The following is a 15,260-nucleotide window of genomic DNA, read 5'->3' as shown; positions in this document are numbered from 1 at the left end:
ACGAGGTCGGGGTTTTCGCATGCCCGGGGGCGTCCGGCGGGCGGGCGTGAGTGCCCTCGGCGGTGCCGCCGCCGGTTTGCCGGTCCGTGTGGGGGCGGTCATCGTGGAGGGAGATGGCCGGGGGGCGAACCGACGGAGGCGTGGATGTACGTCGTGAAGAGCCCGTTGTCCGACGCGGACCTGAAGACCGTCTCCGAGGCGTTGCAGGGCGCCCTCGTCGACCTGGTCGACCTGGCCCTGGTGGCGAAGCAGATCCACTGGAACGTGGTCGGCCCGCGCTTCCGCTCCGTACACCTCCAGCTGGACGAACTCGTCGGCACCGCCCGCACGCACTCGGACACCGTGGCGGAACGTGCCTCGGCGCTCGGCGTCTCCCCGGACGGGCGGGCCGCGACGGTCGCCGTCGGCAGCGGAATCGACGTGACCCCCGAGGGCTGGGTCGACGACACCACCGCCGTGCAGACCGTCGTGGACGCGCTGGGCGCCGTGATCGGGCGGATGCGCGAGCGGATCGCGGCGAGCGGTGAGCCCGATCCGGTGAGCCAGGACATCTTCATCCAGATCACGGCCGACCTCGAGAAGCAGCACTGGATGTTCCAGGCCGAAAACGGATGACGCGGGATGGTCGCGGCGCGGACGGCTCGCCGGGCGGCCGCGCTGGGCGTCGGCGTGCTGTGGTGGTGGGCCGTGCTGCGTCTGGCGCTGGAGCCCGGGGCCGGGGTGCTCGAAGGGGCGGTCGCGGTCGGCGGCTGGGGGCTGAGTGTGCTGCCGGTGCACTGCGTGCCACGGCGCCGGGCCGCGGGGGCGCTGGGAGCCGGGCGGTGGCGACGGGCCCTGCGCGGGACGCGGACGCGGGCAGCGGCCACGCGACCCGCCCGGACGGGCACTGACCTTTACGAGGGGCGCCTGGGGGAGTAATGTACAACCAAATGGTTGTAGATGAAGTGGTTGAAGAGGCGGAAGCGGGCAGGGACCGCCTGTTCCAGGCCCTGGCCGACCTGACCCGCCGCGACATCCTGCGTCGCTGTGTGCGGGACGACCTGTCGGTGTCACGGCTGGCCGAGGCCTATCCGATGAGCTTCGCCGCGGTGCAGAAGCACGTCGCGGTACTGGAGCGGGCCGGTCTGGTGGTCAAGGAGCGCCGTGGACGGGAGCAGCTCGTGCGGACCGATCCCGACGCCCTGGGCCGGGCCCGCCGTGCTCTGGACGAACTGGAGGCCGCCTGGCGCGGACGGGTGGAGCGGATGTCCGGCCTGTTCGCCGAGGCGCCGGAGGCCGGATCCGAAGCGCAGCAACCGACGGAAGGACAGAGCCGATGAGTGTCACCAGCCTGGACAGGGATCTCGACAACCTGACCCTCACCCTGGTCGCCGACTTCGCCGCTCCGGTGGAACGGGTGTGGCAGCTGTGGTCCGATCCGCGGCAGCTGGAGCGCTGGTGGGGACCGCCGGCCTACCCGGCGACGGTGGAGGAGCACGACCTGACCCCGGGCGGGGACGTCACGTACTTCATGACCGGCCCGGAGGGCGAGAAGTTCCGCGGCTGGTGGCGGGTGGCCACGGTCGACGCCCCCAGGTCGCTGGAGTTCACCGACGGATTCGCCGACGAGGACGGGGTGCCGAACGCCGCGATGCCGACGACCGCGAACCGGGTGACGCTCACCGAGCGCGACGGCGGCACCCGCATGGAGATGCGGGCGGTCTTCGACACCCGGGAGCAGATGGAGCAGCTCATGACGATGGGCATGGCGGAGGGCCTGCGCGAGGCGGCCGGCCAGATGGACGCTCTGCTCGCCGCCTAGAGGTGTCCGTCCTGCGGCCTCCCGCCCCCCCCGGCCGCTCGCTCAGCGCCGTGTCCGGGCACCCGTGCGGCCGCCCGGACGCGGCGCGGGCCCGGCCTGGCAGGTCGGGCACCAGTACGTGGGGCGCTCACGGGAGCCGTCGCCCTGGTCGGCCACCCGGACCGACGTGCCGCAGCGCAGGCAGGGGCGGGGCGCCCGGCCGTACACGAACAGGTCCTGGCCGCGCAGGCCCGTCGTGCGGCGGACCGGGCGGTCGCGGTTGGCCTCCAGGAGCTTCTTCGCGAGGGTGGGCAGCAGCGTGGCCCGGTCGGCGGGCAGCTCGCCGACCGGCAGCCAGGGGGTGACGCCGAGCAGGAAGCACAGCTCGCTCTTGTAGACGTTGCCGATACCGGCGAGATTGCGCTGGTCGAGCAGGGCCTCGCCGAGCGCGCGTGACGGGTCCGCGCGCAGGTGGTCCAGGGCCAGCCCCGGGTCCCAGTCGGGGCCGAGCAGGTCGGGGCCCAGATGGCCGACGGCGCGTTGCTCGTCGGCGGTGCGCAGGATGTCGAGCACCGGGAGGCGGTAGCCGACGGCCGTGCGGTCGGCGGTGCCGAGGATCACCCTGATCTGGTGCGCCGGGCCGCCGCTCCAGCGCTGACCGGGCGCGAACACCTTCCAGGAGCCGTCCATCCGCAGGTGCGAGTGGACCGTCAGACCGCCCTCGACACGGGCCAGCAGATGCTTGCCGCGCGGGGTGACGTCCAGGACGGTGCGGCCGGTGAGGTCGACCGTGGCGTACCGGGGGACGCGGAAGTCGCTGCGGGTCAGCACCCGGCCCGCGAGGGCGTCGTGCAGCCGTCGCGCCGCCTGCCAGACCGTGTCTCCTTCGGGCATGGCTCAAGGGTGACAGGGTCACGCCCTGATGCGCAGGCCGCGCGGGGTGGCGATGAACCCCGCGCCCTCCAGGAGAGGGCCGAACGGGGACGTCAGGGCCGCCGTGCCGTTGACCCGCTCCACCGTGACCGTGCCGAGGGAACCGGCGCGGGCGGCCTCCGCGAGCGCTTCGGCGGCGGCGCGCAGCCGTGGGTCCTCGGTCGGCAGCCGGTCGTGGTCGGAGGGCCACAGCAGGAGGGTCTTGCCGCCGCGCTCCATGTAGAGCGCCGGTTCGCCCTCGACGAGCACCACCAGGGAGCCCGCCTTGCGGCCGGGCTTGTGCGTGGCACCGGCCGGCGGTTCGGGCCAGCCCAGGGCCGCACCGTACGCGTTCGCCGGGTCGGCGGCGGCCAGCACGACGGCCCGCGGCCCGACGGAGGTGCGGTCGCGACGGCCGGGGAAACCGGTGTCGTACGCCCCGCGCGGGCCCTCGGAGCGGCCGTGCGCGCCGCCCCCGCGCGGACCGCCGGCGCCCGGCTCGGCGTAGTCGCGAGGTGAGATGTAGTCGCCCCGGGAGGGGGAACGGCCCAGACGGTCGGGGTCGGCGAAGACGTCGTCGAGGGGGCGGCCGGGCCCGATGTCGCCGAAGGCGTCCTGGGGGTCGAAGGGGGCGAAGGGGTCGAGGGAGGAGTCGTCGGCGGGGCCGGAGGAGTCGTGAGGTCCGGCGGGGCCGTCGGTCCCGGGCCGGGGCCCGGAACCAACGGGCCCGCCCTCGGGCCCCGCCCCGTTCGCCGAGCCAACGGTCCCGCGGCGGTTCGCCGAGCCGTCGCGCGGGAAGTCCTCCGGCCTGGCCGGGCCGTCACCGCGCTCGCGTGCGTTCGCGACCGCGCGCAACCGGTCCACGGCGCCCTCCATGGCGAACTGTGCCGCCCCGAGCCCCTCCACCACGTACCCGCGCCGGGCCTGACCGCTCTCCTCGAACGCGGCCAGGATCCGGTACACCGCCGAGAAGCCGCCCTCGACGCCCTCCGCGGCGACGGCGCCGCGGGTCACCACGCCGTGCCGGTCGAGAAGTGTGCGGGCCAGCGCATGGGCCCGTACGGTGCCGTCGGCCTCGCGGTCGGGCAGCAGCGACCAGCGGCCCGCGACCGTCGGCGGGCCCGTGCGGGACGCCGGACGGGCGGCGGCCGACAACGAGCCGTACCGGCCGCGGGGCACCGCGCGCTTGGCACGGTGGGCCGTGGAACCCGCGGTGCGGCCGGAGCCCAGCAGGGAGCGCAGGGGCGCCAGCGTGTCGTTGGTCAGCCGTCCGGACCAGGCCAGGTCCCACAGGGCGTCGGCCAGTTGCGGATCGGTGGCCTCGGGATGGGTGGTGGCGCGGACCTGGTCGGCGATCTGGCGGAAGAACAGGCCGTACCCGCCCGAGAGCGTGCTCAGGACGGACTCGTGCAGGGCGGTCGTCTCCAGGGGGTGCGGGGGCGGCAGGAGCAGCGGGGCCGCGTCCGCGAGGTAGAGCGAGACCCAGCCGTCCTTGCCCGGCAGCGAACCCGCTCCGGCCCACACCACCTCGCCGGCGGCCGTCAGCTCGTCCAGCATGGCCGGGTTGTAGTGCGCCACGCGGGAGGGCAGGACCAGCTTCTCCAGGGCGGAGGCGGGCACGGAGGCGCCCTGCAACTGCTCGACGGCGCGGACCAGCCCGTCGATGCCGCGCAGCGTGTGCCCCTTGCCGATGTGCTGCCACTGGGGGAGGAACTGGCCGAGGGCGGCCGGTGCCACCGGCTCCAGCTCGTGCCGGAGCGCGGCCAGGGAACGGCGGCGCAGCCTGCGCAGGACGGTCGCGTCGCACCACTCCTGGCCGATACCGGCCGGATGGAACTCGCCCTGCACGACCCGCCCCGTGCCCGCGAGCCGCTGGAGGGCGCCCTCGGTGACCGCGACGCCCAGACCGAAGCGGGCCGCCGCGGTGACCGACGTGAAGGGACCGTGGGTGCGGGCATGGCGGGCCAGGAGGTCGCCGAGCGGGTCCTTGACCGGCTCGGTGAATGCCTCCGGCACACCGACCGGCAGCGCCGTGCCCAGCGCGTCGCGCAGGCGGCCCGCGTCCTCGATCGCCGCCCAGTGGTCGGCGCCGGCGATCCGCACCCTGATCGCGCGGCGGGAGGCGGCCAGCTCGGGCGCCCACTGCGGCTCGGCACCCCGCTCGACCAGCTCCGCGTCCGTCAGCGGGCCGAGCACCCGCAGCAGGTCGGCGACGCCCTCGGGATCCTTGATGCGACGGTCCTCGGTGAGCCACCGCAGCTCGCGCTCCAGCTCGGTGAGCACCTCCGCGTCGAGCAGCTCGCGCAGCTCCGCCTGGCCGAGCAGCTCGGCCAGCAGCCGCGAGTCCAGGGACAGGGCGGCGGCCCGGCGCTCGGCGAGCGGCGAGTCGCCCTCGTACAGGAACTGGGCGACGTAGCCGAAGAGCAGGGAGCGGGCGAAGGGGGACGGCTCCGGGGTGGTGACCTCGACCAGGCGGACCTTGCGGGCCTCCACGTCACCCATCAGCTCGACCAGGCCGGGGACGTCGAAGACGTCCTGGAGGCACTCGCGGACCGCCTCCAGGACGATCGGGAACGAGCCGTACTCGCTCGCCACCTCCAGCAACTGCGCGGCCCGCTGGCGCTGCTGCCACAGCGGGGTGCGCTTGCCGGGGCTGCGGCGCGGCAGCAGCAGCGCACGGGCCGCGCACTCGCGGAAGCGGGACGCGAACAGGGCCGAGCCGCCCACCTGGTCGGTGACGACCCGGTCGACCTCGCCCTTGTCGAAGACGACGTCGGCCGCGCCGACGGGAGCCTTCTCCGCGTCGTACTCGAGGCCCGGCTTCGCGGGGTCCTGGTCGAGGAAGTCCAGACCCATCAGGTCGGCGTCCGGCAGCCGCAGCACGATGCCGTCGTCGGCGTGCATGACCTGGGCGTCCATGCCGTACCGCTCGGACAGGCGGGCGCCCAGGGCGAGGGCCCAGGGGGCGTGGACCTGGGCGCCGAAGGGGGAGTGGACCACGACCCGCCAGTCGCCCAGCTCGTCGCGGAAGCGCTCGACGACGATGGTGCGGTCGTCGGGGACGTGGCCGCAGGCCTCGCGCTGCTCGTCGAGGTACGACAGCACGTTGTCCGCGGCCCAGGCGTCAAGGCCCGCGGTGACCAGGCGCAGCCGGGCGTCCTCCTTGGACAGGGAGCCGACCTCGCGCAGGAACGCGCCCAGCGCGCGGCCCAGCTCCAGGGGGCGGCCCAGCTGGTCGCCCTTCCAGAACGGCAGCCTGCCCGGCACCCCCGGCGCCGGGGAGACCAGGACCCGGTCGCGGGTGATGTCCTCGATCCGCCAGGAGCTGGTGCCGAGCGTGAAGACGTCCCCCACGCGGGACTCGTACACCATCTCCTCGTCCAGCTCGCCGACCCGGCCGCCACCCTTCTTCGGGTCGGCACCGGCGAGGAACACCCCGAAGAGTCCGCGGTCGGGAATCGTGCCCCCGGACGTCACGGCGAGCCGCTGCGCGCCCGGGCGACCGGTGACCGTGCCCGCGATCCGGTCCCACACCACGCGCGGGCGCAGCTCGGCGAAGGCGTCGGAGGGATAGCGGCCCGCGAGCATGTCCAGGACGGCGGTGAAGGCCGACTCCGGCAGCGAGGCGAAGGGTGCGGCGCGGCGGACGGTGGCGAGGAGGTCGTCGACCTGCCAGGTGTCCAGCGCCGTCATCGCCACCAGCTGCTGGGCCAGCACGTCCAGCGGGTTGGCGGGGATCCGCAGCGCCTCGATGGCGCCGCTGCGCATCCGCTCGGTGACCACGGCGGACTGCACCAGGTCGCCGCGGTACTTCGGGAAGACCACACCCGTGGAGACCGCGCCGACCTGGTGTCCCGCGCGGCCCACGCGCTGGAGGCCGGAGGCGACGGAGGGCGGCGACTCGACCTGGACCACCAGGTCGACGGCGCCCATGTCGATGCCCAGCTCCAGGCTGGAGGTCGCGACGACGGCGGGCAGGCGGCCCGCCTTCAGGTCCTCCTCGACGAGGGCACGCTGCTCCTTGGAGACCGAGCCGTGGTGGGCGCGGGCGATCACGGGCGGGGCACCCTGGGCGGCGCCCGAGCCGCCCATCAGCTCGGCGGGGGAGTGGTGCTCGTCCAGGGGCTCACCGGTCGCGCGTTCGTACGCGATCTCGTTGAGCCGGTTGCACAGGCGCTCGGCGAGCCGCCGGGAGTTGGCGAAGACGATCGTGGAGCGGTGCGACTGGACCAGGTCGGTGATCCGCTCCTCGACGTGCGGCCAGATCGACGGGCGCTCGGCGCCCTCGTTGCCGTCCGCGACCGGGGAGCCGCCCAGCTCGCCGAGATCCTCGACGGGGACGACGACGGACAGGTCGAACTCCTTGCCCGACTCCGGCTGGACGATCTCGACCCGGCCGCGCGGGGCGAGGAACCGGGCGACCTCGTCCACCGGGCGGACCGTCGCCGACAGGCCGATGCGGCGGGCCGGCTTCGGCAGCAGCTCGTCCAGCCGCTCCAGGGTGAGCGCGAGATGGGCGCCGCGCTTGGTGCCCGCGACCGCGTGCACCTCGTCCAGGATCACCGTCTCGATGCCGGTCAGCGCGTCGCGCGTGGCCGACGTCAGCATCAGGAAGAGGGACTCAGGGGTGGTGATCAGGATGTCCGGCGGCCGGGTGGACAGGGCGCGGCGCTCTGCGGCCGGGGTGTCGCCCGAGCGGATGCCGACCTTGACCTCGGGCTCGGGCAGGCCGAGGCGCACGGACTCCTGGCGGATGCCGGTCAGCGGGCTGCGGAGATTGCGCTCGACGTCGACGGCCAGGGCCTTCAGCGGGGAGACGTACAGGACGCGGCAGCGCTTCTTGGGGTCGGCGGGCGGGGGTGTCGAGGTCAGCTGGTCCAGCGCGGCGAGGAAGGCGGCCAGCGTCTTGCCGGAACCGGTGGGGGCGACCACCAGGACGTCCGAGCCCTGCGAGATGGCCTGCCACGCGCCTGCCTGCGCGGAGGTGGGCGCGGAGAAGGCCCCCGTGAACCAGCCGCGGGTCGCGGGTGAGAAGCCGTCCAGTGCTCGGTGTGCGGAGCTGACCATGGCTCCATCGTGCACCCGGCCACTGACAATCGGCCCGGGCCGGGCACGGGGCCCGGCGCCTTCGCCACCGGTGTCCCCCGGTCGCCCGCCGGGACCGCCCGCCCGAGCCAGGGGCTGAGCCGTGGCCGGAGCCGGGAGCGGCGGGTGTGGAGGCGGGTGTGTCCCAGCGGGGCCAGGAGCCGGGTGTCCGCGGGGAGGGGCGTGGCCTGGGCCGGGTGTCCGAGGGGAGGGGCGTGGCCCCGGGCCGGGTGTCCGAGGGGAGGGGCGTGGCCCCGGGCCGGGTGTCCGAGGGGAGGGGCGTGGCCCCGGGCCGGGTGTCCGAGACGTCGGTCGTGGCTGCGCCCGAGACGTCGGTCGTGCCCGTCGTGTCCGGCGTGCGGGGCGGTGGGCGAGGTGGTCCGGGGCGTCTCCGGAGTCCGCTGCGGGTGACGGAGAATGGGGGCATGGCGGGATCGGGCGAGCGGGCGAGGCACTGGCGGTACGCGGAGCTGCCCGACGTCGACCTTCTCCGCGCCCAGTACATACGCAAGACCTTCGTGCGCCACACGCACGAGCACTTCGTCATCGCCGCCATCGCCGACGGTGTGGAGGTCTTCCACCACGGCGGGAGCGACCAGTACGCCGGGGCCGGCTCCCTCGCCCTGGTCAACCCGGACACCCCGCACACGGGGCGGGCCGGGGTGCCGGAGGGGTGGCGGTACGGGGCCGTCTACCCGGCGCCCGAGCTGGTGGCCGGGATCGCGGCGGAGACGACGACGCTGCGCGGGACGCCGGGGTTCGTCCGGCCGGTGCTCGACGACCCGTACACCGTCGAGCTGGTGCACCGCGTGCTGCGGGCCGCCGACGACGGGAACGCGCTCGCCGCCGACACCCTGCTGCGGGTGGCCGTCACCCGGCTGCTGCGGCTGAACGGCGGTCCGCTGCCCCCGCGCCGGGTGCGTACCGCAGGGGCCAGGACGGCGGCACGCGCGCGTGCCGTGCTGGAGGAACGGATGGCCGACCCGCCGAGCCTGGAGCGGCTCGCCGGGGAACTCGGGAGCAGCCCGTTCGCGCTGTTGCGGGCCTTCAGGGACGCCTATGGCATGCCGCCCCACACCTGGCTGACGGACGCCCGGGTGCGTCGGGCGCGTCGGCTGCTGGACACCGGGACCCCTCCGGCCGAGGCCGCCGTCGCCGTGGGGTTCACCGACCAGCCGCACCTGAACCGGCACTTCGCGCGGATCGTCGGTGTGCCGCCCGGTTCCTACCAGCGCGAGCGCAAGAACGTACAAGACGCACGGCAGGGGCCGCTCCTACCGTTCGAGGCGTGACAGAACAGACAGCCCTCCCCGACGCCCCCGGCACAGCAGGCGCCGGTGCCAAGCCGGACGCCGCCGTCGTACGGGACGCCCTCGGGGTCGGAGTCGCCGTCGGACTGTCGGGGTTCGCCTTCGGGGTGACCTCGGCCGGCAGCGGACTCACCCTGGCCCAGACCTGCGCCCTCAGCCTCCTGGTGTTCACCGGGGCGTCCCAGTTCGCGCTCGTCGGCGCGCTCGCGGCCGGCGGCAACCCGCTCACCGCGGCGGCGGGGGCCTTCTTCCTGGGCGTCCGCAACGCCTTCTACGGGCTGCGCCTGTCGCAGTTGCTGGCCCTCCCGCGCGCGGTGCGGCCGCTGGCCGCGCAGTGGGTCATCGACGAGACGACGGCCGTGGCGCTCGCACAGCCCACGCGGCGCGGCGTCCGTATCGGCTTCACCGTCACCGGACTCACCCTGTACGTCCTGTGGAACCTCACCACCCTGCTCGGCGCGCTGGGTGCCGAGGCCATCGGGGACACCGACGCCTGGGGCCTCGACGCGGCCGGTCCGGCGGTCTTCCTCGCGCTGCTCGCGCCGATGCTGAAGAACACCACCGAGCGCGCGGTCGCCGCCCTGGCCGTCCTCCTGGGGCTCGGCCTGCTGCCCGTGCTGCCCGCCGGCGTGCCCGTCCTGGTGGCCGCGCTCGCGGCGCCGCTCGTCCTGTGGGCGCGCGGACGCCGCACGGGCGACGCCGAGGACGGCGCGGTCCGCGCGGCCGCCGAGGGGGAGGGCGAGCGATGAGTGTGTGGATCGCGATCGGCGTGACCGCGGTGGGCTGCTACGCGGTCAAGCTCCTCGGGCTGCTGGTGCCCGCGGGCGCCCTGGAACGGCCTCTGGTCCGGCGGCTCGCCGCGCTGCTGCCCGTCGCCCTCCTCGCGGCGCTCACCGCCCAGCAGACCTTCGCCGACGGGCAGCAGCTCGTGCTGGACGCGCGGGCCGCCGGAGTCGCCGCGGCCGCCGTCGCACTGCTGCTGCGCGCCCCGTTCCTGCTCGTCGTCGCCGCGGCCGTCGTGGTCACCGCGGGCGTACGGGCCATGGGCGGCTGAGCCGACGGATCAGCCCAGGGGACGGCCGTACGCCCGGAGTGTGCGCAGGGCCTCCAGCGTCACCCGGCCGCGGGCCTCCAACGCTGGGACGGGCGCCCACCGACGTCGGCGCACGGGCCAGCCGCCGTCGTCCTCCTGCCCGGCCGCGAGGAAGTCGAGGGAACGGGCCATCTCGTCGTCCGTGAACCACGCGCGCGCGAGCGAACGCGGATCCCGCGCGTAGTCGTGCGGGAAGCGGTGCTCGCCCGGGGCGTGGCCGGGAGGGACCGGACACGCGTCGAGATCGTCCGGGTCCAGCACGGCGAGCCGCCGCTCGCGCACCAGGCGGCCCAGCCGGTCGGCCGCCGCCTGCGCGCGCGGACGGTCCGGAGCGGTGTCCAGGAAGGCCACGGCGGCTTCGACCTCGTACGGGTGCGAGGGGCCCAGCGACTCGACCGCCTGCCAGCAGAAGTCCGTGGCCCGGAACAGCCAGGCGTGCCAGACCTCGTTGCGGTGCAGCAGGCCGACCACCGGCCCGGTGACGAGCAGCTCGCCGGGCGGGTCGGCCACGACCGGCAGGAAAGGCGCGGCCGGATACCCGTCCCGGCCCGCACGGGTCACCGGCAGGGCACCGTCCGGGGTGGACACGGCGGTCAGATAGCGGCAGACCCGCTCGGCCCGCTGCCCGCCGCAGCGGCCGACGGCGTCCAGGACGCGCAGCGCGTGCGCGGTGTGCAGCGGCTGACTGACCGGGCCGCGCAGATCGGGCTCCAGCGCGTGGCCGTACCCGCCGTCCTCGTTGCGGTAGGCCTCCAGCGCGGTCTCCACCGGGCCGGGGTCCCCGCCGCGGAAGTGGTACGCGAACAGCCGCTGCTCCAGTACGCGCGCGGTGAGCCAGACGAAGTGCTCCGCGCGCGCGAGCGGTGAGCGCGGGCCCGGGGTGCGGGGGGACGCGGGCGGTGGGATCGCGGGGAGTGGGGACGCTCCGGTTTCGGCCATGGGACAGACCGTAGGCCGAAAGGCGGTTCCGGCAGGTGGTCCCGGCTCGGGGCCCACTCTCAGGGGCGGGATACTGGGGGCATGCGGTTGACGGTCTTCTGGGAGCGGATGACGGATCACTTCGGTCCGGGGTACGCCGACACCTTCGCGCGTGATCACGTGATGGCGGAGCTGGGCGGGCGTACGGTGCACGAGGCGCTGGACGCCGGCTGGGACGCGAAGGACGTGTGGCGCGTGGTGTGCACCGTCATGAACGTGCCGCGGGAACAGCGGTGAGGGTTCACGAAGATCGCCGTACCGGGCTCCCCTGTCGGTGGCGTGGGCGAGACTTGCTCCGTGGCATCCACTGACGAGACCGGGCAGGCCGCCCGGCACGCAACCCCGGCCGGCACCGCGCCGCCCGCCGGCCCCCCGGCCGACGGCTCCGTGGCGGGGCCGGGCGCCCGCATGCCGCGCTGGCTGCCGCGCGCCATGGTGCTGGCCCTCGCGCTCATCGCCGCCTTCCAGCTGGGCAGCTGGGCCTTCCACCAGCTCACCGGGCTGCTGATCAACGTCCTCATCGCGTTCTTCCTGGCCCTGGCCATCGAACCCGCGGTGAGCTGGATGGCCGGACGCGGCATGCGCCGGGGACTCGCCACCTTCCTCGTCTTCCTCGCCGTGCTGATCGCCGCCGCCGGGTTCGTCACCCTGCTCGGCTCCATGCTCGCGGGCCAGATCGTCAAGATGGTCGAGGAGTTCCCGGACTATCTCGACTCCGTCATCAACTGGGTCAACGGCCACTTCCACACCGAGCTGAGACGGGTCGACATCCAGGAGGGCCTGCTCCGCTCCGACTGGCTGCGCAACTACGTGCAGAACAGCGCGACGGGCGTCCTGGACGTGTCGGCACAGGTCCTCGGTGGCCTCTTCCAGCTGCTGACGGTGCTGCTGTTCTCGTTCTACTTCGCCGCCGACGGCCCCCGGCTGCGGCGCGGGCTCTGCTCCGTCCTGCCGCCCGCCCGCCAGGCGGAGGTCCTGCGCGCGTGGGAGATCGCCGTGGACAAGACCGGCGGCTACCTGTACTCACGCGGGTTGATGGCGCTGGTCTCCGGCGTCGCGCACTACATCCTCCTGGAGATCCTCGAGGTGCCCTACGCGCCCGCGCTCGCCGTGTGGGTCGGTCTGGTGTCGCAGTTCATCCCGACCATCGGCACCTACCTCGCGGGCGCCCTGCCCATGCTGATCGCGTTCACGGTCAACCCCTGGTACGCGCTGTGGGTGCTGATCTTCGTGGTGATCTACCAGCAGTTCGAGAACTACGTGCTGCAGCCCAAACTGACGTCGAAGACCGTGGACATCCACCCCGCGGTCGCCTTCGGCTCCGTCATCGCGGGCACCGCCCTCCTCGGCGCCGTCGGCGCGCTGATCGCCATCCCGGCGGTCGCCACGCTGCAGGCGTTCCTCGGCGCGTACGTCAAGCGCTACGACGTCACGGACGATCCCCGCGTCCACGGGCGCCGGGACCGCCGGTCGGTGTCCGGGACGTCCATGCGTCTGCGCAAACTGTGGGCCCGGCGCCCGGAGCCGGGGCGCCCGGGGCCGGAGGGAACGGAGCACAGGGAGGGCACGGAGGGCACGGAGGGCACGGAGGGCACCGGGGACGGTAGTTCCTCCTGAGGCGCGGCGCACCCTCCTGAGGGATGCCCCGCGGGCTCAGTAGGTGAGACCGGCCCAGACACCGGCGCCGGCGACGGCCGCCGCGTAGCAGCACACCGCCCCGGTCACCGCCCGCCGCCGTACCGTCTCGCTCCACGGGGTGAGGGCCAGCAGGCGGGCCAGCACCGGCAGTACCAGCACGGCGTGCAGGGACACGCCGTGCAGCGGCTTGAGCCACGCCGTGGAGTGGTAGGCGGCCTCCTGGTGACCGGTGCGGGTGAGCACCACACCGCGCGCGATCATCGCGGCGCCCGAGGCGAGCCCGACGAGCAGCACCGCGAAACCGGAGCGCACCGCCAGGGCCATGCCCGCCGGTCCCGTGGGACGACGGAGGAAGGAGGCGAGGGCGAACGCGGTGAGCAGCACGACCAGGACACCTCCGCCCACCGCGAGCGTCATGGACACGGCGGTGTCGAAGGGGGTCTCCATGTTGAGGTGAGAGGGCACCTCGCGCCATGCCTGGAGGGTGATCCCGGCCACCTCGACGACGCAGTCGGCCGCGAACACCGTGAGCAGCACCGCGCGCAGCCGCGGCCGGAGGTCCAGGTGCGAGGTGACCCAGGTGACCGCGATCAGCGTCACCCCGAAGGACAGCCCGAACGTCACCGGCTTCCGCCAGGACACCGGCCCGTCCCAGGGCCCGCCGTCCACCGTGAACACCGCCAGGTGCGCGAGGCCGGAGAGGATGAGCACGAGACCCGTCGCGCGGCACAGGCGTGGTACGGCGGAGCGGTCGGTGGGGGCGGTCTGCATGGGAGGAGCCTGGCAACGGCCGCCCGCCCCGTCGTCGTCCGGCTGGAGGCACCCGCCGTACGCCGACGGGAGCAGGGTCAGCCCTGCGGTTCCTGCGGCTTGGCGTCGATCTCCCGCAGGTTGCGGTCCTTGAACTCGGTACGGGTCTCGGTGCGGTGACCGCGGGCGATGTAGTCCCGCACCACCGCCTCGACGGCGTCCTGGGGTGAGCCGATACCGGCCAGGACCATCACTTCCACCACGAGTTCGGCGTCGAGATCGATGGTGATCCTGGCCATGGTGTCCCCTCTCCGACCTCTCCCGGTGTCGCATCCGCATCCAACCACCTGGCTCGCCGGCCCGGGGACGTACGCTCGGAAGTGCCGCGTGGTGCGCTTGACACAAAAATCGAACATCCATTCTTATGGAGGCTCCGGCGGGGCTCGTGACGGGTGATTCGAGTGGGTTCGGGTGGAGATGCACCCGAGTTGTCCACAGGCCGGACCCGCATCGGGGCCCATTGTCAGTGGCAGGCATTAGCGTCTTTGACGTGAAGCGATCGAATCAAGCAAACCGGGTGGAACCCATGGCAGGAACCGACCGCGAGAAGGCCCTCGACGCCGCGCTCGCACAGATTGAACGGCAATTCGGCAAGGGCGCGGTCATGCGCATGGGTGACCGGACCAACGAGCCCATCGAGGTCATCCCGACCGGGTCCACCGCGCTCGACGTGGCCCTCGGCGTCGGAGGCATCCCGCGTGGCCGCGTCGTGGAGGTCTACGGCCCCGAGTCCTCGGGCAAGACGACCCTGACCCTGCACGCGGTGGCGAACGCGCAGAAGGCCGGCGGCCAGGTCGCGTTCGTGGACGCCGAGCACGCCCTCGACCCCGAGTACGCGAAGAAGCTCGGCGTCGACATCGACAACCTGATCCTGTCCCAGCCGGACAACGGCGAGCAGGCCCTGGAGATCGTGGACATGCTGGTCCGCTCCGGTGCCCTCGACCTCATCGTCATCGACTCCGTCGCCGCGCTCGTCCCGCGCGCGGAGATCGAGGGCGAGATGGGCGACAGCCACGTCGGCCTGCAGGCCCGGCTGATGAGCCAGGCCCTGCGGAAGATCACCAGCGCGCTGAACCAGTCCAAGACCACCGCGATCTTCATCAACCAGCTTCGCGAGAAGATCGGCGTGATGTTCGGCTCCCCGGAGACCACGACCGGTGGCCGGGCGCTGAAGTTCTACGCCTCGGTGCGACTCGACATCCGGCGCATCGAGACGCTGAAGGACGGCACCGACGCGGTCGGCAACCGCACCCGCGTCAAGGTCGTCAAGAACAAGGTCGCGCCGCCCTTCAAGCAGGCCGAGTTCGACATCCTCTACGGCCAGGGCATCAGCCGCGAGGGCGGCCTGATCGACATGGGCGTGGAGAACGGCTTCGTCCGCAAGGCCGGCGCCTGGTACACGTACGAGGGCGACCAGCTCGGCCAGGGCAAGGAGAACGCGCGCAACTTCCTGAAGGACAACCCCGACCTGGCCAACGAGATCGAGAAGAAGATCAAGGAGAAGCTGGGCGTCGGCGTGCGTCCCGAGGAGTCGGCCACCGAGCCCGGCGCGGACGCCGCCTCCGCCACCCCGGCCGACGCCGCGCCGGCGGTGCCCGCACCCACGACCGCCAAGGCCACCAAGTCCAAGGCCGCGGCAGCCAAGAGCTGACCC

15 protein-coding genes are annotated in these 15,260 nt (G+C 73.9%); 10 read left to right on the top strand and 5 right to left on the bottom strand.

All coding sequences use genetic code 11. The features are described 5' to 3' along the window. Positions 1-144: 144 nt before the first annotated feature. The 4 genes from ACFYZ3_RS33090 to ACFYZ3_RS33075 are packed head-to-tail and all read left to right on the top strand — an operon-like array spanning position 145 to position 1,801. Complete coding sequence (locus ACFYZ3_RS33090; protein ID WP_003973268.1) at positions 145-615, top strand: Dps family protein; 471 nt, start codon at positions 145-147, stop codon at positions 613-615. 6 nt (positions 616-621) lie between these two features. After that, positions 622-918 (top strand): hypothetical protein, encoded by a 297-nt coding sequence (locus tag ACFYZ3_RS33085; protein WP_388525547.1) that lies wholly within the window; start codon positions 622-624, stop codon positions 916-918. Positions 919-929: 11 nt separating this feature from the next. Continuing rightward, positions 930-1,319 (top strand): ArsR/SmtB family transcription factor, encoded by a 390-nt coding sequence (locus tag ACFYZ3_RS33080; RefSeq protein ID WP_388525544.1) that lies wholly within the window; start codon positions 930-932, stop codon positions 1,317-1,319. Next, positions 1,316-1,801, top strand: a complete 486-nt coding sequence (locus tag ACFYZ3_RS33075) for an SRPBCC domain-containing protein (protein ID WP_388525541.1) — start codon at positions 1,316-1,318, stop codon at positions 1,799-1,801. The genes ACFYZ3_RS33080 and ACFYZ3_RS33075 overlap by 4 nt, the downstream gene beginning before the upstream one ends. 42 nt (positions 1,802-1,843) lie before the next feature. Here the strand turns inward: ACFYZ3_RS33075 and ACFYZ3_RS33070 are convergent, their stop codons facing one another. Next, the gene (locus ACFYZ3_RS33070; protein ID WP_388525538.1) at positions 1,844-2,674 is read right to left on the bottom strand and encodes an Fpg/Nei family DNA glycosylase; all 831 of its coding nucleotides are present in this window, start codon (positions 2,672-2,674) and stop codon (positions 1,844-1,846) included. An 18-nt stretch (positions 2,675-2,692) separates the two neighbouring features. Further along, positions 2,693-7,759, bottom strand: a complete 5,067-nt coding sequence (locus ACFYZ3_RS33065) for an ATP-dependent helicase (protein ID WP_388525535.1) — start codon at positions 7,757-7,759, stop codon at positions 2,693-2,695. A 443-nt stretch (positions 7,760-8,202) separates the two neighbouring features. Here ACFYZ3_RS33065 and ACFYZ3_RS33060 point away from each other — a divergent pair, with 443 nt between their 5' ends. From ACFYZ3_RS33060 to ACFYZ3_RS33050, 3 genes are read left to right on the top strand one after another with little or no spacing between them, the layout of a single operon-like run. After that, positions 8,203-9,069 (top strand): AraC family transcriptional regulator, encoded by an 867-nt coding sequence (locus tag ACFYZ3_RS33060; RefSeq protein WP_388525532.1) that lies wholly within the window; start codon positions 8,203-8,205, stop codon positions 9,067-9,069. Continuing rightward, positions 9,066-9,836, top strand: a complete 771-nt coding sequence (locus ACFYZ3_RS33055) for an AzlC family ABC transporter permease (RefSeq protein ID WP_388525529.1) — start codon at positions 9,066-9,068, stop codon at positions 9,834-9,836. The genes ACFYZ3_RS33060 and ACFYZ3_RS33055 overlap by 4 nt, the downstream gene beginning before the upstream one ends. Beyond that, the gene (locus ACFYZ3_RS33050) at positions 9,833-10,141 is read left to right on the top strand and encodes an AzlD domain-containing protein (RefSeq protein ID WP_356862288.1); all 309 of its coding nucleotides are present in this window, start codon (positions 9,833-9,835) and stop codon (positions 10,139-10,141) included. Before ACFYZ3_RS33055 ends, ACFYZ3_RS33050 begins: the two co-directional genes overlap by 4 nt. A 9-nt stretch (positions 10,142-10,150) precedes the next feature. On the opposite strand, the gene ACFYZ3_RS33045 is transcribed toward ACFYZ3_RS33050, so the two are convergent. Further along, entirely contained in the window at positions 10,151-11,119 is a 969-nt protein-coding gene (locus ACFYZ3_RS33045; RefSeq protein ID WP_388525525.1) for a hypothetical protein, read from the bottom strand. 81 nt (positions 11,120-11,200) lie between these two features. Between ACFYZ3_RS33045 and ACFYZ3_RS33040 the strand changes: the two genes are divergently transcribed. Together ACFYZ3_RS33040 and ACFYZ3_RS33035 are read left to right on the top strand one after the other, a co-directional pair. Then, positions 11,201-11,395 carry a DUF3046 domain-containing protein gene (locus tag ACFYZ3_RS33040; protein ID WP_007445009.1) on the top strand — a complete coding sequence of 65 codons (195 nt, stop codon included), beginning with the start codon at positions 11,201-11,203 and terminating at the stop codon, positions 11,393-11,395. 60 nt (positions 11,396-11,455) lie between these two features. Continuing rightward, complete coding sequence (locus ACFYZ3_RS33035; protein ID WP_388525521.1) at positions 11,456-12,775, top strand: AI-2E family transporter; 1,320 nt, start codon at positions 11,456-11,458, stop codon at positions 12,773-12,775. A gap of 36 nt (positions 12,776-12,811) precedes the next feature. On the opposite strand, the gene ACFYZ3_RS33030 is transcribed toward ACFYZ3_RS33035, so the two are convergent. After that, positions 12,812-13,567 carry a hypothetical protein gene (locus tag ACFYZ3_RS33030; RefSeq protein WP_388525518.1) on the bottom strand — a complete coding sequence of 252 codons (756 nt, stop codon included), beginning with the start codon at positions 13,565-13,567 and terminating at the stop codon, positions 12,812-12,814. A 77-nt stretch (positions 13,568-13,644) separates the two neighbouring features. Further along, the gene (locus ACFYZ3_RS33025; protein ID WP_003973256.1) at positions 13,645-13,845 is read right to left on the bottom strand and encodes a type II toxin-antitoxin system VapB family antitoxin; all 201 of its coding nucleotides are present in this window, start codon (positions 13,843-13,845) and stop codon (positions 13,645-13,647) included. Positions 13,846-14,132: 287 nt separating this feature from the next. On the opposite strand from ACFYZ3_RS33025, the gene recA reads away from it, so the two are divergent. Further along, entirely contained in the window at positions 14,133-15,257 is a 1,125-nt protein-coding gene (gene recA / locus ACFYZ3_RS33020) for a recombinase RecA (RefSeq protein WP_388525514.1), read from the top strand. The last annotated feature ends 3 nt before the right edge of the window (positions 15,258-15,260 follow it).

The organism is Streptomyces sp. NPDC001599, assembly GCF_042893535.1.
Lineage (GTDB): Bacteria > Actinomycetota > Actinomycetes > Streptomycetales > Streptomycetaceae > Streptomyces.
Note: the sequence above shows the minus strand (reverse complement) of the source record. Positions and strands in the feature narration are given on the sequence as shown.